The sequence below is a fragment of the Pseudomonas sp. HPB0071 genome, assembly GCF_000478505.2.
GTDB lineage: Bacteria > Pseudomonadota > Gammaproteobacteria > Pseudomonadales > Pseudomonadaceae > Chryseomonas > Chryseomonas luteola.
In genome coordinates, this window is sequence record NZ_KI517367.1 from 3,430,569 (window position 1) to 3,455,406 (window position 24,838).

The 24,838-nt window shown below is 54.0% G+C and carries 26 protein-coding genes; 24 read left to right on the forward strand and 2 right to left on the reverse strand.

From position 1 onward, the window contains the following. The first annotated feature begins 2 nt into the window (after positions 1 to 2). From HMPREF1487_RS15955 to murB, 10 genes are read left to right on the forward strand one after another with little or no spacing between them, the layout of a single operon-like run. A complete protein-coding gene (locus HMPREF1487_RS15955) occupies positions 3 to 1,247 on the forward strand; it encodes a lipoprotein-releasing ABC transporter permease subunit (RefSeq protein WP_037030123.1) in 1,245 nt (414 codons plus the stop codon). Beyond that, complete coding sequence (lolD, locus tag HMPREF1487_RS15960; protein ID WP_010797714.1) at positions 1,240 to 1,923, forward strand: lipoprotein-releasing ABC transporter ATP-binding protein LolD; 684 nt, start codon at positions 1,240 to 1,242, stop codon at positions 1,921 to 1,923. Before HMPREF1487_RS15955 ends, lolD begins: the two co-directional genes overlap by 8 nt. Before the next feature lie 56 nt (positions 1,924 to 1,979). Next, positions 1,980 to 4,211 carry a DNA internalization-related competence protein ComEC/Rec2 gene (locus HMPREF1487_RS15965; protein ID WP_010797715.1) on the forward strand — a complete coding sequence of 744 codons (2,232 nt, stop codon included), beginning with the start codon at positions 1,980 to 1,982 and terminating at the stop codon, positions 4,209 to 4,211. A 49-nt stretch (positions 4,212 to 4,260) separates the two neighbouring features. Beyond that, entirely contained in the window at positions 4,261 to 4,899 is a 639-nt protein-coding gene (locus HMPREF1487_RS15970; protein ID WP_019365918.1) for a MotA/TolQ/ExbB proton channel family protein, read from the forward strand. Continuing rightward, positions 4,896 to 5,336, forward strand: a complete 441-nt coding sequence (locus HMPREF1487_RS15975) for an ExbD/TolR family protein (protein ID WP_010797717.1) — start codon at positions 4,896 to 4,898, stop codon at positions 5,334 to 5,336. The genes HMPREF1487_RS15970 and HMPREF1487_RS15975 overlap by 4 nt, the downstream gene beginning before the upstream one ends. After that, positions 5,333 to 6,331: a tetraacyldisaccharide 4'-kinase gene (gene lpxK, locus HMPREF1487_RS15980; RefSeq protein WP_010797718.1), complete on the forward strand. Its 999-nt coding sequence runs from the start codon at positions 5,333 to 5,335 to the stop codon at positions 6,329 to 6,331. Before HMPREF1487_RS15975 ends, lpxK begins: the two co-directional genes overlap by 4 nt. A gap of 25 nt (positions 6,332 to 6,356) precedes the next feature. Beyond that, entirely contained in the window at positions 6,357 to 6,542 is a 186-nt protein-coding gene (locus HMPREF1487_RS15985) for a Trm112 family protein (protein WP_010797719.1), read from the forward strand. Continuing rightward, a complete protein-coding gene (gene kdsB / locus HMPREF1487_RS15990; RefSeq protein ID WP_010797720.1) occupies positions 6,539 to 7,306 on the forward strand; it encodes a 3-deoxy-manno-octulosonate cytidylyltransferase in 768 nt (255 codons plus the stop codon). The genes HMPREF1487_RS15985 and kdsB overlap by 4 nt, the downstream gene beginning before the upstream one ends. After that, positions 7,306 to 7,785, forward strand: coding sequence for a low molecular weight protein-tyrosine-phosphatase (locus HMPREF1487_RS15995; protein ID WP_010797721.1), 480 nt, complete (start codon positions 7,306 to 7,308; stop codon positions 7,783 to 7,785). The genes kdsB and HMPREF1487_RS15995 overlap by 1 nt, the downstream gene beginning before the upstream one ends. Continuing rightward, entirely contained in the window at positions 7,766 to 8,791 is a 1,026-nt protein-coding gene (murB, locus tag HMPREF1487_RS16000) for a UDP-N-acetylmuramate dehydrogenase (protein ID WP_010797722.1), read from the forward strand. Before HMPREF1487_RS15995 ends, murB begins: the two co-directional genes overlap by 20 nt. A 56-nt stretch (positions 8,792 to 8,847) precedes the next feature. On the opposite strand, the gene rne is transcribed toward murB, so the two are convergent. Beyond that, the gene (gene rne, locus HMPREF1487_RS16005) at positions 8,848 to 12,171 is read right to left on the reverse strand and encodes a ribonuclease E (RefSeq protein ID WP_010797723.1); all 3,324 of its coding nucleotides are present in this window, start codon (positions 12,169 to 12,171) and stop codon (positions 8,848 to 8,850) included. A 566-nt stretch (positions 12,172 to 12,737) separates the two neighbouring features. On the opposite strand from rne, the gene rluC reads away from it, so the two are divergent. The 3 genes from rluC to HMPREF1487_RS16020 are packed head-to-tail and all read left to right on the forward strand — an operon-like array spanning position 12,738 to position 15,340. After that, positions 12,738 to 13,691, forward strand: a complete 954-nt coding sequence (gene rluC / locus HMPREF1487_RS16010) for a 23S rRNA pseudouridine(955/2504/2580) synthase RluC (protein ID WP_010797724.1) — start codon at positions 12,738 to 12,740, stop codon at positions 13,689 to 13,691. Then, positions 13,684 to 14,334: an HAD-IA family hydrolase gene (locus tag HMPREF1487_RS16015; protein WP_010797725.1), complete on the forward strand. Its 651-nt coding sequence runs from the start codon at positions 13,684 to 13,686 to the stop codon at positions 14,332 to 14,334. The genes rluC and HMPREF1487_RS16015 overlap by 8 nt, the downstream gene beginning before the upstream one ends. Positions 14,335 to 14,362: 28 nt before the next feature. Beyond that, entirely contained in the window at positions 14,363 to 15,340 is a 978-nt protein-coding gene (locus HMPREF1487_RS16020) for a S49 family peptidase (protein ID WP_010797726.1), read from the forward strand. A gap of 15 nt (positions 15,341 to 15,355) precedes the next feature. On the opposite strand, the gene HMPREF1487_RS16025 is transcribed toward HMPREF1487_RS16020, so the two are convergent. Next, positions 15,356 to 15,934, reverse strand: a complete 579-nt coding sequence (locus HMPREF1487_RS16025) for a Maf family protein (protein ID WP_010797727.1) — start codon at positions 15,932 to 15,934, stop codon at positions 15,356 to 15,358. 120 nt (positions 15,935 to 16,054) lie between these two features. Between HMPREF1487_RS16025 and HMPREF1487_RS16030 the strand changes: the two genes are divergently transcribed. The 11 genes from HMPREF1487_RS16030 (at position 16,055) to HMPREF1487_RS16080 (ending at position 24,823) form a co-directional block, all read left to right on the forward strand. Further along, positions 16,055 to 16,591 carry a YceD family protein gene (locus HMPREF1487_RS16030; RefSeq protein ID WP_010797728.1) on the forward strand — a complete coding sequence of 179 codons (537 nt, stop codon included), beginning with the start codon at positions 16,055 to 16,057 and terminating at the stop codon, positions 16,589 to 16,591. Between the two features lie 13 nt (positions 16,592 to 16,604). Then, positions 16,605 to 16,787 (forward strand): 50S ribosomal protein L32, encoded by a 183-nt coding sequence (rpmF, locus tag HMPREF1487_RS16035; protein ID WP_010797729.1) that lies wholly within the window; start codon positions 16,605 to 16,607, stop codon positions 16,785 to 16,787. 3 nt (positions 16,788 to 16,790) lie between these two features. After that, positions 16,791 to 17,801 (forward strand): phosphate acyltransferase PlsX, encoded by a 1,011-nt coding sequence (gene plsX, locus HMPREF1487_RS16040; RefSeq protein WP_010797730.1) that lies wholly within the window; start codon positions 16,791 to 16,793, stop codon positions 17,799 to 17,801. Positions 17,802 to 17,886: 85 nt separating this feature from the next. Then, positions 17,887 to 18,825 carry an ACP S-malonyltransferase gene (fabD, locus tag HMPREF1487_RS16045; protein WP_010797731.1) on the forward strand — a complete coding sequence of 313 codons (939 nt, stop codon included), beginning with the start codon at positions 17,887 to 17,889 and terminating at the stop codon, positions 18,823 to 18,825. A 14-nt stretch (positions 18,826 to 18,839) separates the two neighbouring features. Continuing rightward, a complete protein-coding gene (fabG, locus tag HMPREF1487_RS16050) occupies positions 18,840 to 19,583 on the forward strand; it encodes a 3-oxoacyl-ACP reductase FabG (RefSeq protein ID WP_010797732.1) in 744 nt (247 codons plus the stop codon). A gap of 163 nt (positions 19,584 to 19,746) precedes the next feature. Further along, a complete protein-coding gene (gene acpP, locus HMPREF1487_RS16055) occupies positions 19,747 to 19,983 on the forward strand; it encodes an acyl carrier protein (RefSeq protein ID WP_007160597.1) in 237 nt (78 codons plus the stop codon). Between the two features lie 120 nt (positions 19,984 to 20,103). Continuing rightward, the gene (fabF, locus tag HMPREF1487_RS16060) at positions 20,104 to 21,348 is read left to right on the forward strand and encodes a beta-ketoacyl-ACP synthase II (protein ID WP_037030850.1); all 1,245 of its coding nucleotides are present in this window, start codon (positions 20,104 to 20,106) and stop codon (positions 21,346 to 21,348) included. Next, a complete protein-coding gene (gene pabC / locus HMPREF1487_RS16065; RefSeq protein WP_010797734.1) occupies positions 21,348 to 22,166 on the forward strand; it encodes an aminodeoxychorismate lyase in 819 nt (272 codons plus the stop codon). The genes fabF and pabC overlap by 1 nt, the downstream gene beginning before the upstream one ends. Beyond that, positions 22,166 to 23,215: an endolytic transglycosylase MltG gene (mltG, locus tag HMPREF1487_RS16070; protein ID WP_010797735.1), complete on the forward strand. Its 1,050-nt coding sequence runs from the start codon at positions 22,166 to 22,168 to the stop codon at positions 23,213 to 23,215. The genes pabC and mltG overlap by 1 nt, the downstream gene beginning before the upstream one ends. After that, on the forward strand, positions 23,212 to 23,844 hold the full coding sequence (gene tmk, locus HMPREF1487_RS16075) for a dTMP kinase (protein ID WP_010797736.1): 633 nt from the start codon (positions 23,212 to 23,214) through the stop codon (positions 23,842 to 23,844). The genes mltG and tmk overlap by 4 nt, the downstream gene beginning before the upstream one ends. Continuing rightward, positions 23,837 to 24,823 carry a DNA polymerase III subunit delta' gene (locus HMPREF1487_RS16080; protein WP_010797737.1) on the forward strand — a complete coding sequence of 329 codons (987 nt, stop codon included), beginning with the start codon at positions 23,837 to 23,839 and terminating at the stop codon, positions 24,821 to 24,823. The genes tmk and HMPREF1487_RS16080 overlap by 8 nt, the downstream gene beginning before the upstream one ends. The last annotated feature ends 15 nt before the right edge of the window (positions 24,824 to 24,838 follow it).

The window sequence follows — 24,838 nt, forward strand, 5'->3', positions numbered from 1 at the left end:
AAATGTTCAGACCTTTATCTCTTTTTATTGGATTGCGATATACACGGGCAAAGCGCCGTAAATCGTTTATCTCATTTTTCTCGCTGGTCTCCATGATCGGGCTGACGCTGGGCGTATTGGCCATGATTCTGGTGCTATCAGTCATGAACGGCTTTCAGCGGGAGATGCGTACCCGAATCCTGGGAATGGTGCCTCACGCAACCATTAATGCAGAGCAGCCATTCTCGGACTGGAAAAGCGTAGCGGACAAGGCGGTGCAGCAGCCTCATGTATTGGCTGCGGTTCCTTATACCCAGCTGCAGGGCATGCTATCCCAGCGCGGACGCATGCAGCCGCTGTTGGTGGATGGTATTGATCCTGAGCTGGAGCCCAAGGTCTCGATCATCGGTGATCGCATGGTTCAAGGGCAGCTGGATAACCTGAGGGCGGGTGAGTTTGGCATCGTTATTGGCGAGATCACAGCTCATCGCTTCCAGCTGGGTATGGGTGACAAGGTCACCGTTATCGTCCCTGAGGTAACCTCTGCGGCAGGCAACATCACGCCACGGATGCGTCGCTTTACTGTGGTAGGTATCTTCAAGGTCGGTGCAGAGCTTGATGGTTCCCTAGGGCTTATCAATGTAGCGGACGCCGCTCCATTGAAAGGATGGGAGCCAGGGCTCGTTCAGAGCGTTCGTCTGGCATTCGATGATCTGTTCAAGGCGCCACAGTATTCCCGTCAAGTAGCTAATGCCATGGGGCCGGGTTATCAGGCGCAGGACTGGACCAGTACTCAGGGAAGTCTGTTCCAGGCAATGAACATGGAAAAGACCATGATTGGTCTGCTGCTTCTACTGATCGTAGCGGTAGCGGCCTTTAACATCATCGCCACGCTGATCATGGTTGTTGCCGACAAGAAGGCAGATATTGCGATCTTGCGTACATTGGGTGCTACGCCTCGCCAGATCATGTTTGTTTTCATGGTGCAAGGGACCATAATTGGAGTTATCGGCACGCTTGTTGGCGGTGTCCTGGGTGTTATTGCTGCGCTTAATGTAAGCCAGTGGATTTCAGCCCTTGAACGTATTGTCGGGCATAAGATATTTGGCTCTGACATGTACTTCATCAGCAACCTCCCGTCTGAGCTCCAGCTAGAAGATGTAGCGCTAATCTGTTGCGCCGCGTTGTGCATGAGTTTTTTGGCTACGCTTTACCCTGCCTGGCGTGCATCGCGCACAGAGCCTGCCGAGGCATTGCGATATGATTAACGAGGCCGTGCTGCGTTGCGTTGATCTGGGCAAACGCTATGTCGAAGGTCCTGAGACCGTCGAGGTTCTTTCAGGGGTCAATCTGGACCTTCAGCCAGGTGAGCGCATTTCCATTGTAGGCAGCTCTGGTTCAGGCAAAACCACATTACTGAACCTATTAGGTGGCCTGGATACACCGTCTCAGGGCGGTGTTTGGTTGGCAGGCGAAGAGCTTTCCCGACTGGGTGAGAAAGCGCGCGGTCTATTGCGCAATCGTGCCATGGGCTTCGTCTATCAGTTTCATCACTTGCTCCCGGAATTCAGTGCATTGGAAAACGTCTGCATGCCGCTGCTTATTGGCGCTACGCCGATCTCGGAGGCGCGGGAGCGTGCCGCTCAACTGCTTAAGCGGGTGGGGCTGGGGCATCGGTTGAGTCACAAGCCTGCTGAATTATCGGGTGGTGAAAGGCAGCGGGTCGCGATAGCCAGGGCCCTTATCAATCAGCCCAAGGTTGTTTTGCTGGACGAGCCTACAGGCAATCTGGATCAGCATACTGCACACAGTATCCAAGAGTTGATGCTTGAGTTGAGTGACTCGCTGAGCACAGCCTTCCTCATAGTGACGCATGATTTGGCGCTCGCAGCGCAGATGGATCGGTGTTTGAAATTAGCTGACGGACAATTGGCTGACGTATAAGGTTGAACCCGGCAGGATGCCGGGTTGTTGTTCTTGGGCTTCGATGGAGCGGAGTCATGCGCACAGGGATCGTTGCGTTCATTGCAGGCCTATTGGTGCTGCGCTTTCTACCCGAATTGCCTGATCGAGAGGTTCTTGTTGCCTGCTTGATAGTGGCATTCGGTCTGATGTTCCTGCCCCGTGTCTACGTGGCAGGTGCCTTCTTGATAGGCTTTGGCTGGGCCTGCCTGTCGGCTCATTGGGCGCTGGATGAGCGACTGGATGATGGTCTGGATGGACGAATAGTCTGGCTTGAGGGAACAGTTGTAGGGCTTCCTGAGTTGCGCGAAGGTTCGACGCGTTTTCTTTTGGAAAATGCGCAGAGCCGTCGAGGGGCTTTACCAAGCCGTATCCGAGTCTCCTGGTCAAATGCGCCAGCCGTACGATCAGGTGAGCAATGGCGTCTCGCTGTAGAGTTGCAAAAGCCGGGCGGGCTCCACAATCTCCGGGGAATGGATGGCGAAGCCTGGATGCTGGCTCATCGAATCGGTGCAAGCGGTGTCGTTAAGGCAGGGCAACGACTTTCCCGTCAGGCCACCTTGGATGCCTGGCGAGACGCATTAAGGCAGCGGTTATTGCATCTTGACGCCTTTCAGCGAAACGGTGGACTGGCTGCATTGGTTCTGGGCGACGGCTCAGGCGTTTCGACTCAGGATTGGCAGCTTTTACAGGCCACAGGCACCACGCATCTGATGGTTATTTCCGGTCAGCACATTACGCTGCTTTCGGGATTTGTATTTGCGCTGATCGCCGGATTGGCGCGTCTGGGCTACTGGCCTGTCCGGATACCGTGGTTTCCTGTTGCTTGCCTGTCTGCGCTTGTATCGGCGGTAGGATACGGATTTCTGGCAGGCTTTGACGTTCCTGTAAGACGAGCCTGCGTCATGATCGCGCTGATTACACTATGGCGATTACGGTTTCGTCACCTGGGGGCATGGATACCGGTAGGTATTGCCTTGGCGGCTGTGCTGGTGGCTGAGCCGCTGGCAAGCCTTACGGCAGGCTTTTGGTTGTCTTTTATCGCTGTAGGTCTCTTGATATGGATCTTTGGCGGCCGTTTGGGTCAATGGAATCCTTGGCGCAGTTGGGGGCGGGCCCAATGGATGATGGCAGTCGGGCTAGCGCCGGTTTTACTGGCTCTGGATCTGCCTGTCAGTCTGTCGGGGCCGATCGCTAACCTTGTTGCCGTGCCTTGGGTAGACTTTTTAGTGGTGCCAGCCGCCTTGCTGGGTACCGTGTTTCTTCTGATCCTTCCTCCCCTAGGCGAGTTGCTACTGTGGTGTTCAGGCGCGACCCTTGATGGTTTATTCGCATTTCTCGGGTACGTGTCGGCACTGGTTCCTGCGTGGCAGGGAGCATGGATGCCTGCGTGGGCTGTCGCTTTAGGCATGCTGGGTGTGTTGCTATGGCTGGCTCCCGATGGGGTGCCGGTCAGGCCTTTGGCAGTATTTCTGCTGATTCCGTTGTTCTGGCCGCCAGTGACCCGACCAGCGTCAGGACTGGCAAAGGTAACCGTGCTCGACGTCGGACAGGGGTTGTCTGTATTCATACAGACCAAAGGCCACGCCATGCTATACGACGCCGGGCCGCTTAGCGGAAGCTATGATGCTGGCGAAAGGGTGGTAGTCCCCAACCTGAAAGCTACAGGCGTCAGTCATCTAGACATGATGTTGGTCAGTCATGGGGACGCAGATCATGCAGGAGGCGCCGCTGCTGTTTTCAGTGCCTTGAAGGTGGACAAGGTGGTGAGCGGGGAAGTGAAGCGGCTTCCTCCTGGCTTGCATCCGACACCCTGCGAAGATAATCAGCGCTGGGTGTGGGAGGGAGTCTTATTTACTGTCTGGCAGCCTAGCCCCTTGATGAAGGGAAACGCTGCATCGTGCGTGCTGATGGTAGAAGCAGCAGGCGAGCGCCTTTTGCTAACCGGTGATATAGACGAAAAGGCCGAGCGTCGCCTCGTTGAATCTGGGCGGGATATACGGGCTCAATGGTTATTGGCACCTCATCATGGCAGTCGAACGGCTTCGAGCGAGCGTTTTGTCAGTCTGGTAAAACCTGAATATGCCTTGATCTCGAGGGGAATTCACAACAACTTTGGCCATCCACATGCACAAGTGATCAGTCGTTATGAACGTCATGGCGTCCGGATTTACGATACAGCCTTGAACGGTGCAATATCATTTACCCTCGGTAAGCATGATTTGCCGCAAGGCGCTCGTCAGAAGCGTTATTTCTGGCAAGAAAAATAATTGGCGCTTCATGATAGAGTTGCGCACTTTTAAGGAAAGGGTTCAGGGCGTGTTCGAACTGGTCAAAGCAGGCGGCTGGATGATGCTGCCAATTATTCTGAGTTCTATTGTAGGCATGGCTATCGTAGCCGAGCGGTTATGGACACTGCGCCGTGCACGTGTCGTTCCGCCGCAACTGTTGGCTCAGGTATGGAAGTGGCTGCAAGATAATTCGCTCACAAGCGAGAAGCTTAAGGAGTTGCGCGCCAATTCGCCTTTGGGTGAGGTAATGGCTGCAGGGCTTGCCAATTCCCGTCATGGCCGTGAAGTCATGAAAGAGGCCATTGAAGAGGCTGGTAGCCGCATCGTGCATGATCTGGAGCGCTATCTGAATACCCTGGGTACGATTGCTGCCATGGCACCCTTGATGGGACTGCTAGGCACGGTGTTTGGCATGATCGAGATCTTCAGCTCTTTCATGGAAAGCGGTCTGGCCAACGCTCCGGTTCTGGCTGGCGGTATTTCCAAGGCCTTGCTGACCACGGCGGCTGGTCTGATCGTGGCTATTCCTGCCGTATTCTTCCATCGCTTCCTGCTGCGTCGTGTCGATGAACTGATTGTCTCTATGGAACAAGAGTCCATCAAGCTGGTTGAAGTCGTTCAGGGTGATCGTGAAGTAGACTTCGTCACGGAAGGTACCAAAGCGTGAAGTTTCGGCGTAGATCAGGCGGGGCAGCTAGAGACGAGGCCTACGTCAACCTGACATCACTGATCGATGTTGTATTCGTGTTGTTGCTGTTCTTTGTCGTAACCACCACTTTCAACAAGCCGAGCCAGTTGAAACTGGAGCTGCCTGAGGCGCAAAGTGCAGAACCTGCCGAAGCAGCTGCCAAGGACTTGGAAATCAGCATTTCAGCAGACGGCGTCTTTTCTCTGAACGATCAAACGTTGGCTAAAGGTGATCTGACTTCGCTCATGACTGCATTGCAGCGTGAGTCGGGTGGGGATAACAGCGTGCCACTGATCATCTCTGCTGATGGCCGCACGCCTCACCAATCAGTGGTGACGGCAATGGATGCCGCTGGAAAGCTGGGCTTTTCACGAATCCGCATCACAACGGTTGAGGCTCAGGCAGACAAACAGTGAGTATTTCCTCACGGCTTCTCAGGGCTTGGTATCGTGGTCATCCGGCCCTGAATGTACTGAAACCCTTGGAGGCCCTGTATTGTCACGTTGCTCGACGAAAGCGTAGGCGCTTTCTGGAGAGCGACAAGGGTGTTTTCGTTTCACCTGTTCCTGTGCTGGTCGTGGGAAACCTCACAATAGGTGGAACGGGCAAAACTCCGATGATCCTTTGGCTCATCGAGCACTGCCGCGGTCGTGGATTGCGAGTCGGTGTGGTGAGCCGGGGCTATGGTGCAAAACCTCCACATTTTCCCTGGCGGGTAATGCCGGAGCAGCTGCCTGCGGTAACGGGTGATGAGCCTTTGCTTATTGTTCAACGGACCCGGGTTCCGCTTGTCATCGCTCCGAATCGTCCTGCTGCGGTTCAGGAGTTGCTGCGAACCGAGTCGCTGGATCTCATCCTCAGTGATGACGGTCTACAACACTATGCGCTTGCACGTGACCTTGAGCTTGTCATGGTTGACGCGGCAAGGGGCTTTGGCAACAAGCGCTGTCTTCCGGCAGGGCCACTTAGAGAGCCTATTGAGCGACTGCTAAGCGTTGACGCCATTCTTTATAATGGTGGCACCAGCGATACGGAAGATGGCTACTCGGTTCAATTGAAACCAACGGCCTTGATCAATCTAGTATCAGGTGAGCGCCGGCCTCTCAATTATTTTTCTCCTGGCCAGGAGGTTCACGCACTGGCTGGGATTGGTAATCCTGATCGCTTCTTCAAGACGCTCGAAGCATTGCAGTGGCGACCCATTGCCCACCCATTCGCCGACCATGCAGTTTATACCTCTGAGCGACTACGCTTTCAGCCGGCTTTACCATTGATAATGACTGAGAAAGATGCCGTCAAATGCAGAGCCTTTGCCGCTCCTGATTGGTGGTATCTTGCGGTTGATGCTCAGCCTTCAGCAGCTTTTGTTTCGTGGCTGGACAGACGACTAGACCTGTTACAGGCTCAATAACTTATTTACCCAACAAGGATTCCTTATGGATCTCAAGCTTCTCGACATCCTGGCTTGTCCTATTACCAAAAGTCCGCTCAAGCTAAGCGAAGACAAGACCGAGTTGATTAGCAAGGCCGCAGGGCTTGCGTATCCTATCCGGGATGGCATCCCGGTCATGCTGGAAAGCGAAGCCCGTGTCCTCAGCGTTGATGAGCGTCTGGATAAATGACTGTCTCCTATACCGTAGTCATTCCTGCGCGTTTTGCTTCGAGCCGTTTGCCCGGCAAGCCGTTGCAGGATATTGCAGGCAAGCCCATGATTCAGCATGTATGGGAACAGGCGAGTAAGAGCGCAGCCGGTCAGGTGGTTGTGGCTACAGATCATTCCGACATCATGGCAGCCTGCGAGCGTTTCGGTGCACATGCGCTGCTGACGCGTACTGATCACGCTTCAGGTACGGACAGGCTGGCAGAGGTAGCCGAACTTATTGGCCTCCCGGACGATGCCATTATCGTGAATGTTCAGGGGGATGAGCCGCTTGTTCCGCCTGCCATTATCGATCAGGTTGCTCAGAATCTTGCCGCTCATTCCGAGGCGGGCATAGCCACCTTGGCTGAGCCCATTCATGATATCGCCGCGTTATTCAACCCGAATGTTGTTAAGGTTGTCAGCGACAAGAATGGTCTGGCCTTGTCATTTAGTCGAGCGCCTATGCCTTGGGCGCGTGATGCGTTTGTCACAAGCCGCGATATCTTGCCCTCAAGCGTGCCGTACCGACGTCATATCGGTATCTATGCCTATCGAGTAGCATTTCTGAAGGACTTTGTGCGCTGGGGTGCATGCTGGCTTGAAAATGCTGAAGCCTTGGAGCAGCTACGTGCACTTTGGCATGGCGTGCGTATCCATGTAGCAGATGCCATTGAGTCACCAGAGGCCGGAGTAGATACAGCTGAAGATCTGGAGCGGGTTCGCCGAGTCTTGGGAGGCGAATAATGCGTGTTCTGTTTGTCTGCATGGGCAACATTTGCCGCTCCCCTACGGCCGAGGCCATCTTTCGCGACAAGCTTGTCAAGGCTGGCCTATTTGACCGTATTGTTGTCGACTCGGCGGGAACAGGCGACTGGCATGTCGGTAAAGCCCCCGATCCTCGCTCGATCCAGGAAGGTGCTAAGCGAGGATATGATCTTTCAGGTCTGCGGGCTCGACAGATTACGGCTGAAGATTTTCGCTCATTTGACCTTATCTTGGCGATGGACCATGAGAACATGGCCTTTTTGTCCAGGCTTCGTCCTTCCAACGCTTCAGCTGAAGTGGATCTTTTGCTTCGCCGTTATGGTCTTGAGCAGGATGAAGTGCCGGATCCCTATTTTGGCGGAGTTGCTGGCTTCAAGCATGTTATTGACTTGCTTGAAAAGGCATGTGAAGCGCTTGTGCATGAGGTAAGGGGGCCACTTGAGCCTTACTGTACGTGAGTGGGTTTGTCTTAAACCTTTTAATACATTTGGTTTCGATGTGCGGGCACGCTTCTATGCAGAGGCTTACACGGATAATGATGTTCGTGAGGCTATGGCGTTTGCCGACAAGCAGGATGTGCCGCTCTATATCTTGGGCGGAGGCAGCAATCTGGTGCTTACGGAAGATGTTCAGGCTCTGGTGCTGCACATGCGTAGTCAGGGGATCCGACTTCTTGAGGAGGGCTCCTCAGGCCGTGTGATCGTTGAGGCTGAGGCAGGCGAGTCATGGCATGGGCTAGTCGAGACTTCATTGAGTATGGGGCTGAGCGGGCTGGAGAACCTGAGTCTCATACCGGGTACTGTGGGCGCCTCTCCCATGCAGAATATCGGTGCCTATGGTGTTGAGCTAAAGGATGTGTTTCATGGCTTAACGGCATTGGATCGCAAAACTGGCCAGACTTGCGAGTTTACCCTTGAAGAGTGCTGTTTTGGGTATCGAGAAAGCCGATTCAAGCAGGAGCCTGGCCGTTGGGTCATATTGCGGGTTCGTTTCAATCTAAATCGACACGGTACTTTGCGTCTGGATTACGGTCCTGTTCGCCAGCGCTTGGTGGAACAGGGCGTTGATGAACCGTCTCCCCAGGCAGTAAGCAAGGCCATTATTAGTATTCGACGGGAAAAACTGCCTGACCCTGCCATGTTGGGCAATGCGGGCAGTTTCTTCAAAAATCCTGTGGTTTCAAATCAATTGGCTACAAGACTTAAGGAGCGCTATAGCGATCTGGTCGTTTACCCTGTCACGGATGACCAGGTAAAGCTTGCAGCGGGTTGGTTAATTGATAAGGCTGGCTGGAAGGGCTTTCGGGAAGGGGACGCAGGCGTTCATGCGCAGCAGGCGCTTGTACTGGTTAATTACGGTGCAGCGTCGGGTAAGGATATTCTTGATCTTGCTCAGCAAATTCGCACTGATATCGAGAGTCGGTTTTCTGTCCTGTTGGAGATGGAGCCCGGAGCGCTGAATTAGCGGTAACGGCATAATAAAAAGGGATGCATATGCATCCCTTTTTATTTGTTGAGGTATCAGGGCTGCGGTTTAGGCGCCTGCTTTTCCTCTTCGCTTTCAGATGGCTTTTGCTCTTCCACAGCATCCTGCTGAGGTTGTTGCTGCTCTACTGCTGGCTTTGGCAGGGCAAGCTCTGCAGGAATTTCGGCAGACTCAACCCTTTGAGCTGGCAGTTGATTCAAGCTTTCCGTGCTTGGCATAACAATCTCGGCCGTCATGGCAGGCTGGCTTTCTTTCGAGGGCTCATCCAATGGTTTTTCCACATGTACATTCTCCAGGCGTTCTTGTGCCTGAGTAATGCCAGAGGGGGGGGCGACTTCAACAACAGGTTCTGAATCGGCCGCCAGGACTGGGGAAGCATGCTCTTCGATCGCTGGGATTTCAGCAGGCGAGGAGGTAGCCGGAGCCGTCGGGCTGACAGATGTTGCAGCCTGTGCCACAGCAGCTTCCTCCTGTTCACGCGCCAAGCGCTCGGCCTCACGCTGATGGCGACGACGCTCACGGGGATCGTTAGGCGCACGTCCAACGGCCGGTGGGGTTAACTTAGGCTGTGCTCCAATGTCAGGCGTGTCTTCGCTTGCCTGAACGAGGGGCTGAGCCTCGGAAGAGACCTCCACGGGGGATGCGGCTTTCTCTTTCTGCACAGGCGCCGTTTCATTGACTGCCTGGGTAGGCTCCTCGGCTTGAGGAGCTTCAACCTCTACTACCGCTACCGTCTGATGAGTTTTCAAAGTAGTCTCGTGCGAGACTACTTCAACGACAGGCTGCTCTTCAGTGTGGTTAGGTGCAGAAACATCCTGGGCGACGACTGCTTCTGCTTCCGCCTGGGTCTGATTTTCCTGTTTGGGCTCGTTTCTTTCCGTTACGGTTGTGGCTTCAGCTGCTTGGGCATTGACCACTTCGGCAACCACAGCGGCGTTGGCAAGAGATTCAGTGTTGGATTCTCCCGTCAAGGCAACAGATTCGTTGTCGTTTGACTCGCCATGAGTGTCACGCTGACGTTCACGGCGATTGCTGCGACGACGCTGGCCGCGGGAGCGACGGCGTGGACGCTCATCGCTGTCTTGATCGTCATTCTGATCGTTCAGCTCTTCGTCGTTCAGTTGCTCGGCGTCAACTGTTGCATCCTGACGTGTTTCGGCCTCTTCTCTGGTCTGACGGCGTTCGGCGCGGGAAGGACGTTCGCTGCGGCTGGGTTGTTCCTCGCGGGCAGGGCGCTCGTCCTTGTTTGCACGCTCTTCACGGGCAGGACGCTCTTCGCGTGGTTGGCGTTCCTCACGGGCGGGACGCTCTTCGCGTGGCTGACGTTCCTCGCGGGCAGGGCGTTCTTCACGGCTCTGACGCTCTGCTCGTGGCTGACGCTCTTCACGTGGTTGGCGCTCTTCACGGGTCGGACGTTCTTCTCGAGCGGCCTGGCGCTCTTCGCGTGGAGGGCGCTCGGTACGCGGTTGGCGCTCTTCACGGGTCGGACGCTCTTCGCGATTGTCACGGGCCTGCGACTGACGTTCTTCGCGAGGCTTGCGTTCTTCATCGCGACGGTTGTCACGGCGACGATTCTGCTGACGACCATTGCGGCGCTCATCAGTACGACGTGCTTCGCCATTGGGCTGGGCAGTTTCGGCTACAGCGGCAGGTTCTTCCGTCTTGCCAGCAAACAGACTGACCAGGGAGCGCACTAAGCCCTTAAAGAGGCTTGGCTCCGGCTGATGAGCAGGTTTGCTGGGTGCTTCGACCTGAGGTGCCGGAGTGCGCTCGGGTGCGACCTTGACTGCAGCTTCTTGGCGAACAAGGGTTCGTGTAGCGCTTGCGGGCTGGATCTCTTCGGCCTCGCTGTGAGTCATTTCATAGCTGGACTGGCCGTTCAGAAGATCCGGGTTGTCATCACGCAGGCGTATCACTTCGAAATGCGGGGTTTCGATGTGATCATCCGGTAGGATGATGATGCGAACCCGTGTGCGTAGTTCAATTTTGGTGATGCTGTTGCGCTTTTCATTCAATAGGAACGAGGCGACCTGTAAGGGTACGCGTGCTCGAACCTCTGCTGTCCGATCCTTGAGTGCTTCTTCTTCGATCAGGCGCAGGATGGCAAGCGACAAGGATTCGACGTCTCGGATAATGCCCTGACCGTTACAACGTGGGCAGACGATGCCGCTCGTCTCGCGTAAAGAGGGGCGCAGCCGCTGGCGAGACATTTCCAGAAGGCCAAATCGAGAAATGCGACCGATCTGTACTCGAGCACGATCAGCCTCAAGCGCCTCCCGCATGCGATCTTCAACGGCGCGCTGATTTTTCACCGGTGTCATGTCGATGAAATCAATAACGATCAAGCCGCCGATATCCCGTAAACGCAACTGGCGAGCGATTTCCTCGGCCGCTTCTAGGTTCGTTTGCAGGGCTGTCTCTTCAATATCGCCACCTTTGGTAGCGCGTGCAGAGTTGATATCGATCGAAACAAGCGCTTCAGTAGGGTCGATAACAATCGAGCCGCCAGAGGGCAGCTTTACTTCACGTTGAAAGGCAGTTTCGATCTGACTTTCGATCTGGAATCGATTGAACAGCGGTACGCTGTCCTGATAGAGCTTGATCTTGCTCTGGTACTGAGGCATGACCTGACGAATGAAGCTTAGTGCTTCTTCCTGAGCCTCTACGCTATCAATAAGCACTTCGCCGATATCCTGGCGAAGATAATCACGAATGGCTCGAATGATGACGTTGCTTTCCTGATAGATCAGGAAAGGCGCACTACGCTCGACAGAGGCTTCCTTGATAGCGGACCAGAGCTGCAGTAGGTAGTCCAGATCCCACTGCAGCTCTTCGGTGCTGCGGCCAAGGCCCGCTGTGCGGACAATCAGTCCCATGTCGGCTGGGGCATCCAGTCCATTCAGGGCTTCGCGCAGCTCGTTGCGCTCTTCACCCTCGATGCGGCGGGAAATGCCACCTGCACGTGGGTTGTTTGGCATCAGAACCAGATAGCGACCAGCCAGGCTGATAAAGGTAGTTAACGCAGCGCCCTTGTTGCCACGCTCTTCCTTTTCAACCTGAACAATGACTTCCTGCCCTTCGGACAGAACTTCCCTGATGTTGATGCGACCTTCTGGCGCTTTCTTGAAGTATTCGCGAGAGATTTCTTTGAGAGGGAGAAAGCCGTGACGCTCTGAACCGAAGTCGACAAATGCGGCCTCGAGGCTGGGCTCGATACGAGTGATGCGGCCTTTATAGATATTGGCCTTTTTCTGTTCACGAGCCCCTGACTCGATATCCAGATCAAATAGTTTTTGGCCATCTACTAACGCAACACGTAGCTCTTCAGGCTGCGTGGCATTGATGAGCATTCTTTTCATGTAATACCGTCGGTTTCCGGGCTACCGGAAACGGCGTGCGGCACACACGACTCGCCGAGGGTCGGTGCTTGGGGTCGTATCAAAGGCGGAGCCATCCGCCTTCGTGTCCAGCAGTACTCGGTTGTATGCCGAGCCGCGACTACGTCTCCTGCTTGCTGTCGTAACAGCAGCAACGTCAAACAGTCAGGAGGAGGAATAAGCTGTCAAAAGCGGACGAATAAGCGTCTAAGCCAGGCATTACCGGCTACACAGTTCAACAGCGGTACATCTCCACCCTTCACGTATCCTTCAGGAATCCTGGTGCCGCTCGCAGAATCCGGAGCGGTTGTTTTTTGTACTCACCTTCAACAGTGGGCACGGTGTTTTTATAAGGCTTTTGTTTTAAGTGGCACGTGTACTGCTTATAGCCATACGAACCACTCGAAGGACGGCCTGACGTCCACTGAACATGTTTATGACAGGGAGCTTATTTACAAGCGCTGTGTCATGCCAGGGTTATTGGCTTCCGGGACTATAACAGCAACCATTAAGTGCTTCAATTAAGTGGAAATTGCTATTATGTAGCAATGACTAATCCTACTTCTTCCAACAATGGCGTACAGCTCTTCGAAGTTTCTTCAGAGCTGGCTGGCCAGCGTATCGATAACTATCTGCGTACTTTGCTCAAAGGTGCGCCGAAAACCTTCATTTATAGAATACTTCGCAAGGGTGAAGTGCGTGTTAATAAGGGGCGTATAAAGCCGGATTATCGGCTGCAAGCCGGCGATATCATTCGTGTCCCTCCTATGCGGTTGCCTGAAAAAGATGAACCTGCACCTGTCTCCCAGGCGCTTGCCGAGTTGATGGAGGCTGCGATTGTCTATGAAGACAAGACACTGATCGTTATCAATAAGCCTGCAGGTATTGCCGTTCACGGAGGGAGTGGTGTCAGCCTAGGCGTTATAGAGGTCTTTCGTCAGATTCGTCCAGATGCCAAAGACCTTGAGCTGGTTCATCGCCTGGATCGGGATACCTCGGGTCTGCTCATGATTGCCAAGAGGCGCAGCATGCTGCGTCATTTGCATGAGGCCTTGCGTGGAGATGGAGTCGACAAACGCTACCATGCGCTGGTTCGTGGTCACTGGCCTGCAGCAAAAAAACAGATTCGAGCGCCTTTGATGAAAAACAACTTGCGTTCCGGTGAGCGGATGGTTGAAGTCAATGTAGAGGGTAAGGACGCTCTCACGGAATTTCGAGTGCTCAGACGCTACGGTGATTTCGCTACTCTAGTAGAGGCAAAGCCGGTCACAGGACGTACTCACCAGATTCGTGTTCATGCCAAGCACGCAGGTCATTCCATTGCAGGGGATCCTAAGTACGGTGATGAGGCGTTTTCCAGGGAGATTCGGGATTTGGGCGGTAAACGGCTGTTTCTTCATGCTGCCAGTCTTAATGTACCGCTCCCCGATGGGGAAACATTGCAACTGACTGCTCCTGTTGATGAGACCTGGGCGGCTACATTGAGTCGACTGGATGCCTAATTACGACTTGCTGGTATTTGACTGGGACGGGACGCTCTCTGACTCGGTTGGTCGCATCGTGGACGTTATGCAGGCAGCTGCCGCCGACCTTCGGCTCCCCGTTCGAAGCGATCGATCGATTAAGTCCATTATCGGGCTGGGCTTGCCAGAGGCCATCCAGACGCTTTACCCGGAGATGACGCCAGGAGCTGTGGAGCGTTTTCGTCAGTGTTATAGCGATCATTTCGTTATGCGTGAGCAAGAGCCTTCTCCGTTTTTCGAGGGTGTGGCTGAAGGCTTGGCAGCGTTTCGGCGCAAAGGCTATCGTTTGGCTGTTGCTACCGGTAAAAGCCGAAGAGGGCTGGATAGGGTGCTTGCAGCCAAGGGGCTGGCTGACTTCTTTGACGTAACGCGTTGCGCTGATGAAACGGCCAGCAAGCCGGATCCGTTAATGCTTAACGAGATCTTGGCGCATTGTCAGGTGCATCCGTCAAAGGCGCTGATGATCGGGGATGCACCATTCGACCTTGAAATGGCTCGCAGAGCGCAAATGGCCTCGGTTGCAGTCAGTTACGGTGCTCAGCCAGTTGAGGTGCTGCGTAATTACGAGCCAACGCTTGTGGTTGATCGTTTTGAGGAGTTGCGTGTCTGGTTGGATGCGTAACGATTAATTGAACCAAGCAGGACTACCAATGGCAGATGATTGGAAAGCGTCGGATCGCCCGGCGGATGAAAAAAGCTGGAAGCTCATCGAAAAGGCGATGCTGGCCAGCGTGCATGAGCAAAGAAGGGCACGTCGTTGGGGAATCTTTTTTAAATTCCTAACGTTTACTTATCTTTTTATCATGCTGGCGCTCTTTGTTCCTTTTTCCGGGCTCAAGGGAGAAGCCTCGCGTGAGGGTTCCCATACGGCGCTTATTGAGGTGAAGGGAACCATTGCGGCTGATGAGAAGGCGAGTGCCGACAATATTGTTGGAGCACTGCGCGATGCCTTTAAAGACGAAGGTACCAAAGCCGTTATCCTTCGTATCAATAGCCCAGGAGGCAGTCCTGTGCAGTCAGGTTATGTCTATGACGAGATCAAGCGTCTGCGTGGATTGCATCCTGACATCAAGCTTTATGCCGTGATTTCTGATCTGGGAGCTTCGGGCGCCTATTACATCGCCAGTGCTGCCGATGCCATCTATGCTGACAAGGCCAGTCTTGTGGGCTCAATCGGCGTAACGGCAGCATCCTTTGGCTTTGTCGGAACCATGGATAAGCTAGGCGTTGAGCGTCGCGTTTACACATCCGGTGAGCACAAGGCCTTTTTGGACCCCTTCCAGCCTGCTAAAGAAGAGGAGACCCGCTTCTGGCAACAGGTGCTCGATACTACACATCAGCAGTTTATCGATAGCGTGAAAAAGGGGCGTGGTGATCGCTTGAAGGTCGAGGGTCATCCTGAGTTGTTTTCCGGGCTCGTATGGTCTGGAGAGCAAGCGCTTGGGCTGGGGCTAATCGATGGCCTGGGCAGTGCTAGCTTTGTGGCTCGGGAGGTGGTTGGTGAAGAAAAGATTGTGGATTACACCGTTCAGGAGAGCCCATTCGACCGCTTTGCCAAGCGCCTGGGGACCAGTGTGGCGGAGCGCCTGGCATTGCTGGTGGGGTGGCAGGGACCTGTGTTGCGATAAGTTGAGAGGCTGATGCTAGGGTACTACCACGCCCTCATTGAGTAGGAGATCGGTCAGCCGAATAAGCGGCAGGCCGATCAAGCTGGTCACGTCCTCTCCTTCGGTAGAGCGAAAAAGGGTAATTCCCAGCCCCTCGACTTTAAAGCTTCCAGCGCAGTCATAGGGTTGTTCAATATTGAGGTAACGCTCGATTTGATCGCTTTCCAGCGTACGGAAATGAACGGTAAACGGTACGCAATCCAGCTGGCAGGTTCCGGTTTGAGTATTGAGCAGCGCGAGCCCGGTCATGAACGTCACGCTTTTTCCGCTGGCATTCGACAGTTGCTTATGGGCGCGCTCGTATGTCAGAGACTTGCCAAGTATCTGGCCGTCAAGCGAGGCGGTTTGATCGGAGCCAATAATAAGATGGTTGGGGTAATTAGGCGCCAGCGCGCGGGCCTTGGCTTCAGCCAGTCGCATAGCCAAATGACGAGCGCTTTCGCCTGGATGAGAGCTTTCGTCTATATTAGGTGAAGCGTATGTAAAGTTTAGTTTCAGGCGAGCCAGCAGTTCGCGTCGATAGGGTGAGCTTGAAGCGAGCAGTAACGGAAGCATTATAATGAGTCTCTGTGAACGCAGAATCGTCGGTCTAACCGACCAAAAGTCAGCAAAGGATACTATCCTTTGCCTAATTTCCTTTGACAGGCCTGAGGTCGTCTCTATAATGGCGCGCTTATGTTGAATGGGCCACTTCCACCTCACGTAGATCCACGCAAACTGGCTGATCGCGGTGTCACGCTTCGGGGTGAACTGCCGGTATCTAGTTTGCCACGTCTTTGCGAGCAGCTGTCGAGCACTGAGGGAACGGTGAAGGCCGTCCTCGAGTTCTTCCGTGATGAGCAAAGGCTTGTCGTCATTCATGGCGCACTGGATACTGAAGTGCAAATGGTATGTCAGCGATGCCTGGAGCCGGGCGCGTTTCCTGTACACGGCGAGTACGATTACGCAGTGCTATGGGAAGGGCAGTCGGCGGATGCGTTGCCAAAAGGTTATGACGCACTGGAAGTCGGTGAAGAGCCTTTGGATCTGATTGGTTTGATTGAGGATGAGCTTTTGCTTGCCTTGCCAATCATTCCAACTCATGAGCCCGGCATCTGCCATCATCCAGCAGGATTCGAAGCGCCTGAAGCGCCCGAAGAAAGCGCGGACGAGGAAAAGCGAGCCAACCCGTTCAGCGTACTGGCGCAGTTGAAGCGTGACCCAAACGTTTAGGAGTTAATGAGTTATGGCTGTTCAGCAGAACAAAAAATCCCGTTCCGCCCGTGATATGCGTCGCTCCCACGATGCGCTCGAGCCGAATGCATTGTCTGTAGAAAAGAGCACTGGTGAAGTTCACCTGCGTCACCATGTGTCTCCGGACGGTTTTTACCGTGGTCGTAAAGTGATCGACAAGGGTTCCGACGAGTAATCCTTGTCGTCACCTGTCATCGCTATCGATGCAATGGGCGGGGACTTCGGTCCCCGCTGCATTGTGCCTGCCTGTATTTCCTTCCTCGCTAGTCATCCTGCCGTTACGTTGATCCTTGTTGGTGATCCTGATGTCATCCAAGGCCATGTCGATCAGTTCTCATTTGATGATTCTCGTCTGCGTATCCATGTAGCCACTCAGGCCGTTGATATGGCGGAAAAGCCTTCTTATGCCCTTCGTAACAAGCCTGACTCTTCCATGAAGGTTGCGCTGGGGCTGGTTGCTAGTGGCGAGGCTGACGCATGCGTTAGTGCAGGTAATACTGGCGCCCTGATGGCCTTTGCTCGACAGACGCTGGATACGCTTCCTTGGATAGAGAGGCCGGCCATCTATACCCATCTGCCTGTGATGGGTCGTCAATGTGTATTGGTGGATCTTGGCGCTAATCTCGACTGTTCCGCTCTCAATCTTTACCAGTTTGCATGCCTGGGGGCCGCTGCTGCTAAAGCAACAGGGATACATGAACCTCGAGTCGCTCTTTTGAATGTAGGTGTTGAGCCGACCAAAGGTAATAGTGTCGTCCAGCAAGCATCAATCCTGCTGGAGAAGTGCAGGCGCCTTAACTATGTCGGCTTCATCGAGGCGAACGCAGTGTTCCGGTCTGAAGCGGATGTGGTGGTGTGTGACGGATTTGTTGGCAATGTCCTGCTTAAAGGAAGCGAGGGGCTTATTTCCATGCTTTTCAAGCAGTTGGAAGGGGCGCCTGTTTTTCTAAGGCTCCTGGCTGCTCCCCTGTTATATCGTCTGCGAAAAGAGATGATGCCTGCCCGCTATAACGGTGCCGGTTTTCTCGGGTTGCGTGGACTGGTTATTAAAAGTCATGGCAGTGCTGATGAGTTCGGCTTTCAGCGTGCGATAGAGCAAGCGGTGCAGGCAGTAGAGCTTCGCCTGGATACCTTGATAAAGGCGAATTTTCTGGACCTTTATGAGGATTCAGTGCCTAAGTGTGACTGACCTCGGTTGCCTGACATCAAACCAAGAACCTGCTGCGGCATGCTGTTAGGCTGTGGCTTTTGATGAGACTAAAAAGAGATCGACTATGTCTGCTTCTTTCGCTTTCGTATTTCCAGGCCAAGGCTCACAGTCCTTGGGTATGCTGGCCGATATTGGAGCTCAACATTCGCAGATACGCGATACGTTTGCTGAGGCTTCTGATGCGCTTGGCTACGATATCTGGTCACTGGTTCAGCAAGGTCCGGAAGAGCAGTTGAATCAAACGGACAAGACTCAGCCCGCCATTCTGACGGCGTCCATTGCCTTGTGGCGACTGTGGGAGGCAAGGGGAGGCGTACGTCCTTCTTATGTGGCAGGTCATAGTCTTGGCGAATATTCCGCTCTGGTTGCTGCAAGTGCTCTGGCCTTTACTGACGCTGTAAGGCTCGTTGAGCGCCGTGGACAGCTGATGCAGGAGGCTGTGCCAGCGGGCGAGGGCGCAATGGCCGCTATCCTGGGGCTAGAAGATGCAGATATCGTTAACGCCTGTGCTGAAGCGGCCCAGGGTGATGTTGTGAGCGCAGTGAATTATAATGCGCCTGGGCAGGTGGTCATTGCAGGTAACGCAGCTGCAGTGATGCGAGCTGTCGAGCTATGCAAGGCGCGTGGCGCAAAACGTGCGGTTCCGCTTCCGGTAAGTGTGCCCTCCCATTGTGAGTTGATGCGTCCGGCAGCGGAGCGCTTTGCCGAGGCTGTTAACGCGATCCAATGGCAGCAGCCCTCCATTCCGGTCGTTCAGAATGTAAACGCCGGAGTCAGTGCAGATCTTACAGCGCTGAAGCAGAACCTGCTGGCGCAATTGTACAGTCCGGTGCGCTGGGTTGAGTCCGTTCAACTGCTTGCGGACAAAGGGGTTATTCAACTGGTAGAGTGCGGGCCCGGAAAAGTCCTGGCAGGTTTGAACAAGCGGTGTGTCAAAGGTATAGAGACCTATAGTCTTGACGCGCCTGATGCTTTTGTTGCTACCCAAGCAGCATTGGCTTGATTTAAGGAGAAAACATGAGCCTCCAAGGTAAAGTCGCATTGGTAACCGGTGCAACACGTGGCATCGGACAGGCCATTGCTCTTGAGCTCGGACGCCTCGGGGCTACCGTGATCGGTACGGCTACCAGCGAAAGCGGTGCCTTCCGTATCAGCGAAAGCCTGAAGGCCAATAGTATAGAGGGCACCGGACTGGTGCTGAACGTTGCAGACAACGCTTCGGTGACGGCGGCGTTGGAACAGATTCAGCAGCAATATGGTGCGCCTGCTATTCTGGTCAATAATGCTGGCATCACGCGAGATAATCTGATGCTGCGCATGAAAGACGACGAGTGGTTCGATGTAATCGATACCAACCTGAACAGCCTGTTCCGTTTGTCGAAAGCCGTATTGCGTGGGATGACCAAAGCTCGTTGGGGGCGCATCATCAGCATAGGCTCTGTTGTCGGGGCTATGGGTAATGTTGGCCAGGCCAATTATGCTGCCGCCAAGGCCGGTCTTGAGGGGTTTACTCGGGCGTTGGCTCGTGAAGTAGGTTCCAGAGCGATCACGGTAAATGCCGTGGCTCCAGGGTTTATTGATACTGATATGACGCGTGAGCTGCCAGACGCTCAGCGTGAAGCGCTTCTGACTCAAATTCCACTGGGTCGATTAGGGCAAGCTGAAGAAATTGCAAAAGTTGTCGCCTTTTTAGCAACGGACAGTGCTGCGTACGTTACAGGTGCTACTGTTCCAGTTAACGGCGGAATGTATATGAGTTAAGCGATTTTTGACGGGTTGAACGACTTTTTGTGAATTTTCAAGACTAGCAAAAAGTCAGTTCAGAGGTCAGGATGTCGCGTCAGCTTGAAATATTGAAAACCCTTTCTATACACTTACGCGCAGTCCGGCTGCACGGATTATTCCATAGGAGTGAAAACACGGTATGAGCACCATCGAAGAACGCGTTAAGAAGATCGTCGCTGAACAACTCGGCGTGAAAGAAGAGGAAGTAACCAACAGCGCTTCCTTCGTCGAGGATCTGGGCGCCGACTCCCTTGACACCGTTGAGCTGGTGATGGCTCTGGAAGAGGAATTCGAAACTGAAATCCCGGACGAACAAGCCGAAAAGATCACCACTGTTCAGGAAGCTATCGACTACATCGTTGCTCACCAGCAATAAGTCGGTTCTTCTGTAGAACACGAAAGCCGCACGCCTGTCCAGGCGTGCGGCTTTTCTATATAACGGTCATCAATGTAATAACTTTAGATGATCGAACAAACGAGCTATGAGGAAATCGTTGTGTCACGTAGACGCGTCGTGATCACGGGCATGGGCATGGTATCGCCGCTGGGCGGGGACGTGCAAAGCAGCTGGGAAGGCATTCTTGCTGGTCGCAGCGGTATTGCCCCGATTGAACACATGGACGTTTCTGCCTTTGCTACCCGCTTTGGGGGATCAGTCAAAGGATTCAACGTAGAAGATTATCTCTCTGCGAAAGAAGCTCGGAAACTCGACCTCTTTATTCAATATGGCCTGGCGGCTAGCTTCCAGGCTATGCGTGATTCTAGACTTGAAGTGACAGATGCCAATCGGGATCGAATTGGTGTCGCCATGGGGTCTGGTATTGGTGGTCTCTCCAATATCGAGAACAACTGCAAGGCCTTGTTTGATCAAGGTCCCCGCCGTATTTCGCCATTTTTTGTCCCTGGCTCGATCATTAACATGGTCTCCGGCTTCCTTTCCATCCACTTGGGATTGAAGGGGCCTAATTATGCAATCGCTACAGCATGTACAACCTCCACGCATTGTGTAGGTATGGCTGCACGTAACATTGCCTATGGTGATGCTGATGTCATGGTGGCTGGCGGTGCCGAAATGGCTACCTGCGGGCTAGGGTTGGGTGGTTTTGGTGCTGCACGGGCACTTTCTACCCGAAATGAAGAGCCTACTAAGGCCAGCAAACCTTGGGATCGTCAGCGAGACGGCTTTGTGCTGTCTGATGGCGCGGGTGCATTGATTCTGGAAGAGCTAGAGCATGCTCAAGCGCGTGGCGCCCATATTTATGCTGAGCTTATTGGGTTTGGCATGAGCGCTGATGCGTTTCATATGACGGCCCCCCCTGAAGATGGCGCTGGCGCAGCACAGTGCATGAGCAATGCACTGAAAGATGCGCGAATCGATCCATCCCAGGTCGATTACATCAATGCGCACGGTACGTCCACGCCTGCTGGTGATATGGCAGAGGCTTCTGCGGTCAAGCGGATCTTTGGTGAGCATGCCTACAAATTGTCGGTGAGCTCTACCAAGTCAATGACTGGGCATCTGTTAGGGGCTGCCGGGGCTGTTGAAGCCATTTTCAGCATCCTGGCCATTCGTGACCAACTGGCGCCACCTACCATCAACCTGGATGATCCGGATGATGGCTGTGATCTGGACTTTGTGCCGCATAAGCCAAAGGCAATGCCTATCGAGATCAGCCTGTCCAACTCCTTCGGCTTCGGTGGTACTAATGGTAGTTTGATCTTCCGTCGCTTTTCTGAGTGATGAAAGACTGGGTTAATGGTCAGCCGGATGAGGCTGGCCTTTCCTTCCGGGATCGTGGTTTGGCATATGGCCATGGGCTTTTCGAAACGATAGGCGTCCATAACGGCCAACCACGATTCCTTGATGATCACCTGATGCGGCTGCTTGAGGGATGTCGTCGTCTGGCAATTCCCTTGGAGCTTGATGCAGTCAGGCTTGAAATTCTTGAGTATGCTGCGTTGCTACGCAACGGTGTAGCCAAGCTGATCATTACGGCCGGCCTCGGTGAACGGGGTTATGCGGCTCCGTCGAATCCACTTCCGCAACGTCTTCTGCTGGCCTCTCCTGTGCCTCGCTATCCATCTGAGAATGCTGAGCAGGGGATCCGCCTGTTTCCCTGCCAGACACGTCTGGCTTGCCAACCGCTATTGGCTGGACTCAAGCACCTGAACCGTCTTGAGCAGGTATTGGCGCGGGGAGAGTGGCAGGGAGCAAACTATGCTGAAGGCCTCATGTGTGATGCATTTGGGCATGTTGTAGAAGGCGTTTTCAGTAACCTTTTTATCGTGTCCAGGAACACATTGATAACGCCTGCGCTTGATAGCTGTGGTGTCGCTGGCGTGATGCGCTCCTATCTTCTTCGCTGCGCGGATGGGCTTGGCGTCATGACCGAAATCAGGCCGGTGACGTTGAGTGAGTTCATGGCCGCTGATGAGGTATTTATGTGCAACAGTCAATATGGTGTTTGGCCAGTATGTACGTATGCTGAGCATGAATGGCCAATAGGCCCGTTGACACGTCAACTTCAACAGATTGCCTCGAAGGCTCTGGATTCGTAATGCGAAAATTATTGGTTCTGCTCGAGGGCGGCTTGCTTTTGATAGGGCTGGCGCTAGCCGGAATGGGCTGGTTGCAACACAAGGCACTCGAGCAGCCTGTGGCGGTTGGCCAGGAACAGCTTGTCGAAATACCCAAGGGCGCTACGCCGGGCGGTATGCTCCGGCATCTTGAGGAGGAGAAGTTACTGAGCGGTTCCTTCTGGTTGCGTTTGTATTGGCGTTTCAATCTTTCCGGACAGGCTCTGCACAGCGGTGAGTACCGAGTAACGCCAGGGATGAGTGTTCGTGAATTACTTGCCCTCTGGCAAAAAGGCGAGGTGGTCCAATACAACGTTACGCTCGTTGAAGGCTGGAACTTCCATCAGGTTCGGGATGCCTTGGCTCGTCAGGAAAAGCTGGAGCAAACATTGGCTGGACTGAGTGACGAAGACGCCATGGTACGTTTAGGCAAGCCTGGTATGCATCCCGAGGGACGTTTCTTTCCCGACACCTATCGTTATGTAAAAGGAATGCGCGACGTCGAAATTCTGAAGCAGGCCAGTCAACGTTTGGAGCAGGTTCTTGCCGAGGAGTGGGAAGCGCGCGCCCCGGATGTGCCCTATCAGGAGCCGTATCAGGCTCTGATCATGGCCTCTTTAGTGGAGAAGGAAACCGGGGTTCCGCAAGAGCGACCTCAGATAGCAGGCGTTTTTGTACGCCGGCTGGCATTGAACATGCTCCTGCAGACAGATCCTACGGTTATCTACGGGCTGGGTGACAACTACAAGGGCAAGTTGACCCGAGAATATCTCCGCCAACCTACGCCTTATAATACCTACGTGAACCCTGGTTTACCTCCTACGCCTATCTCCATGGTAGGGCGGGAAGCGATTCATGCTGCGCTGCATCCTGAGCCAGGTAAAAGTCTTTACTTCGTAGCGCGCGGAGACGGAACGCATGTGTTCTCCGATGATATCGATGCCCATAACCGCGCTGTTCGTGAGTATCAACTTAAACGCCGAGCCGATTACCGTTCGAGTCCGGCACCTATTACCAAGGAGTCTGAGTGAGCGGGTTGTTTATTACGCTGGAGGGGCCGGAAGGGGCAGGTAAAAGCACTAACCGTGATTATCTGGCAAGGCAATTACAATCGCATGGCCTTGAAGTGGTGTTGACACGTGAGCCTGGTGGAACTCCATTGGCCGAGCGCATCCGCGGACTTTTGCTCGACCCCTGCGATGAGGGCATGCATGCGGATACTGAGCTGCTGCTTGTGTTTGCTGCACGTGCACAGCATTTAAACACTGTAATTAAGCCTGCCCTTGATCGTGGTGCGGTTGTCCTGTGTGATCGATTCACTGATGCGACCTACGCGTATCAGGGCGGGGGGCGTGGGCTTTCGGAAGCACGCATTGCCACCTTGGAGCACTTTGTTCAGTCAGGCCTGCAGCCTGATCTTACCTTGGTGTTCGATTTACCTATCGAAATAGGACTTGAAAGAGCAGCCAAACGAGGTCGCCTCGACCGGTTTGAGCGGGAACAACACAGCTTTTTCGAGGCCGTAAGGCAGACTTATCTCTCCCGTGCCGCGGCTAGTACCGACCGCTATCGGGTGATTGACGCAGCCCAGTCGCTTGCCGATGTACAACAACAACTTGATCAGCTTGTGCCTGAGTTGTTGGAGCGCGCCCGTGGTTGAGCGGTACCCGTGGCAATCGGAACTATGGGAGCGGCTGACTCATCGTGAGCGGCATGCCCATGCTTATCTATTTCATGGGCCAGCGGGTATTGGCAAGCGGGCGCTGGCCGAGCGGCTTGTAGGGCGTTTGCTTTGCCAGAACGTAGCAGCAGGGGAGGCATGCGGCCAGTGTAAGGCTTGTCTTTTGTTAAGGGCTGGAACGCATCCTGACTATTTTCTTGTAGAGCCGGAAGAGGTGGAAAAGCCTATCCGCGTTGATCAAATCAGGAGCCTGGTTGACTTCGTTGCCCAAACCGCACAGTTGGGCGGCCGCAAGGTCATTCTGCTGGAACCAGCTGAGGCGATGAACCTCAATGCCTCAAATGCTTTACTGAAAAGCCTGGAAGAACCTTCCGGTGACACGGTCCTGGTGTTGATCAGCCATCAGCCGAGTCGACTATTGCCTACCATCAAAAGTCGTTGTGTGCAGCAGGCCTGCCCCGTACCTCGTCCAGAAGAAAGCCTGGCTTGGCTAGCGCAGGCCTTGCCCGATCTCTCCTCGGAAGATCTCAATGATGTGCTGACGCTGGCTGGTGGTTCGCCTTTAACGGCTGCTCGTTTGCATGCGATGGGCGTTCAGGCTTACCGGTCACATGTTGTAGACGGCTTGAAAAAGCTCTTGAAGCGGCAGATCGCGCCAAGTCCATTAGCCGAAAGCTGGAACAGCATTCCGTTACTGCTGTTGATGGATTGGTTCTGTGAGTGGGCATTGTTGATCCTGCGCTATCAAATGACTCGGGATCAAGAAGCGACCGGCTTGGCCGATATGAGCAAGGTAATCCAGTATCTGGGTGACAAGGCCGATTCTACTCAGGTCATAAATCTGCAGAACTGGCTGCTCGAGCAACGGCAGAAAGTAATGGGTAAGGCTAATCTGAATCGCGTGCTGCTACTTGAAGCGCTGTTGATACGGTGGGCAAGCCTACCGCAGCAGGGCTAGAATTCACTTAATAAT

Coding starts and splice junctions, on each gene's coding strand:
- HMPREF1487_RS15955 (WP_037030123.1), top strand. CDS start 3: ATGTTCAGACCTTTATCTCTTTTTATTGGATTGCGATATACACGGGCA.
- lolD (WP_010797714.1), top strand. CDS start 1,240: ATGATTAACGAGGCCGTGCTGCGTTGCGTTGATCTGGGCAAACGCTAT.
- HMPREF1487_RS15965 (WP_010797715.1), top strand. CDS start 1,980: ATGCGCACAGGGATCGTTGCGTTCATTGCAGGCCTATTGGTGCTGCGC.
- HMPREF1487_RS15985 (WP_010797719.1), top strand. CDS start 6,357: ATGGATCTCAAGCTTCTCGACATCCTGGCTTGTCCTATTACCAAAAGT.
- kdsB (WP_010797720.1), top strand. CDS start 6,539: ATGACTGTCTCCTATACCGTAGTCATTCCTGCGCGTTTTGCTTCGAGC.
- HMPREF1487_RS15995 (WP_010797721.1), top strand. CDS start 7,306: ATGCGTGTTCTGTTTGTCTGCATGGGCAACATTTGCCGCTCCCCTACG.
- rne (WP_010797723.1), bottom strand. CDS start 12,171: ATGAAAAGAATGCTCATCAATGCCACGCAGCCTGAAGAGCTACGTGTT.
- rluC (WP_010797724.1), top strand. CDS start 12,738: ATGACTAATCCTACTTCTTCCAACAATGGCGTACAGCTCTTCGAAGTT.
- HMPREF1487_RS16015 (WP_010797725.1), top strand. CDS start 13,684: ATGCCTAATTACGACTTGCTGGTATTTGACTGGGACGGGACGCTCTCT.
- HMPREF1487_RS16020 (WP_010797726.1), top strand. CDS start 14,363: ATGGCAGATGATTGGAAAGCGTCGGATCGCCCGGCGGATGAAAAAAGC.
- HMPREF1487_RS16025 (WP_010797727.1), bottom strand. CDS start 15,934: ATGCTTCCGTTACTGCTCGCTTCAAGCTCACCCTATCGACGCGAACTG.
- HMPREF1487_RS16030 (WP_010797728.1), top strand. CDS start 16,055: ATGTTGAATGGGCCACTTCCACCTCACGTAGATCCACGCAAACTGGCT.
- rpmF (WP_010797729.1), top strand. CDS start 16,605: ATGGCTGTTCAGCAGAACAAAAAATCCCGTTCCGCCCGTGATATGCGT.
- fabD (WP_010797731.1), top strand. CDS start 17,887: ATGTCTGCTTCTTTCGCTTTCGTATTTCCAGGCCAAGGCTCACAGTCC.
- fabG (WP_010797732.1), top strand. CDS start 18,840: ATGAGCCTCCAAGGTAAAGTCGCATTGGTAACCGGTGCAACACGTGGC.
- acpP (WP_007160597.1), top strand. CDS start 19,747: ATGAGCACCATCGAAGAACGCGTTAAGAAGATCGTCGCTGAACAACTC.
- pabC (WP_010797734.1), top strand. CDS start 21,348: ATGAAAGACTGGGTTAATGGTCAGCCGGATGAGGCTGGCCTTTCCTTC.
- mltG (WP_010797735.1), top strand. CDS start 22,166: ATGCGAAAATTATTGGTTCTGCTCGAGGGCGGCTTGCTTTTGATAGGG.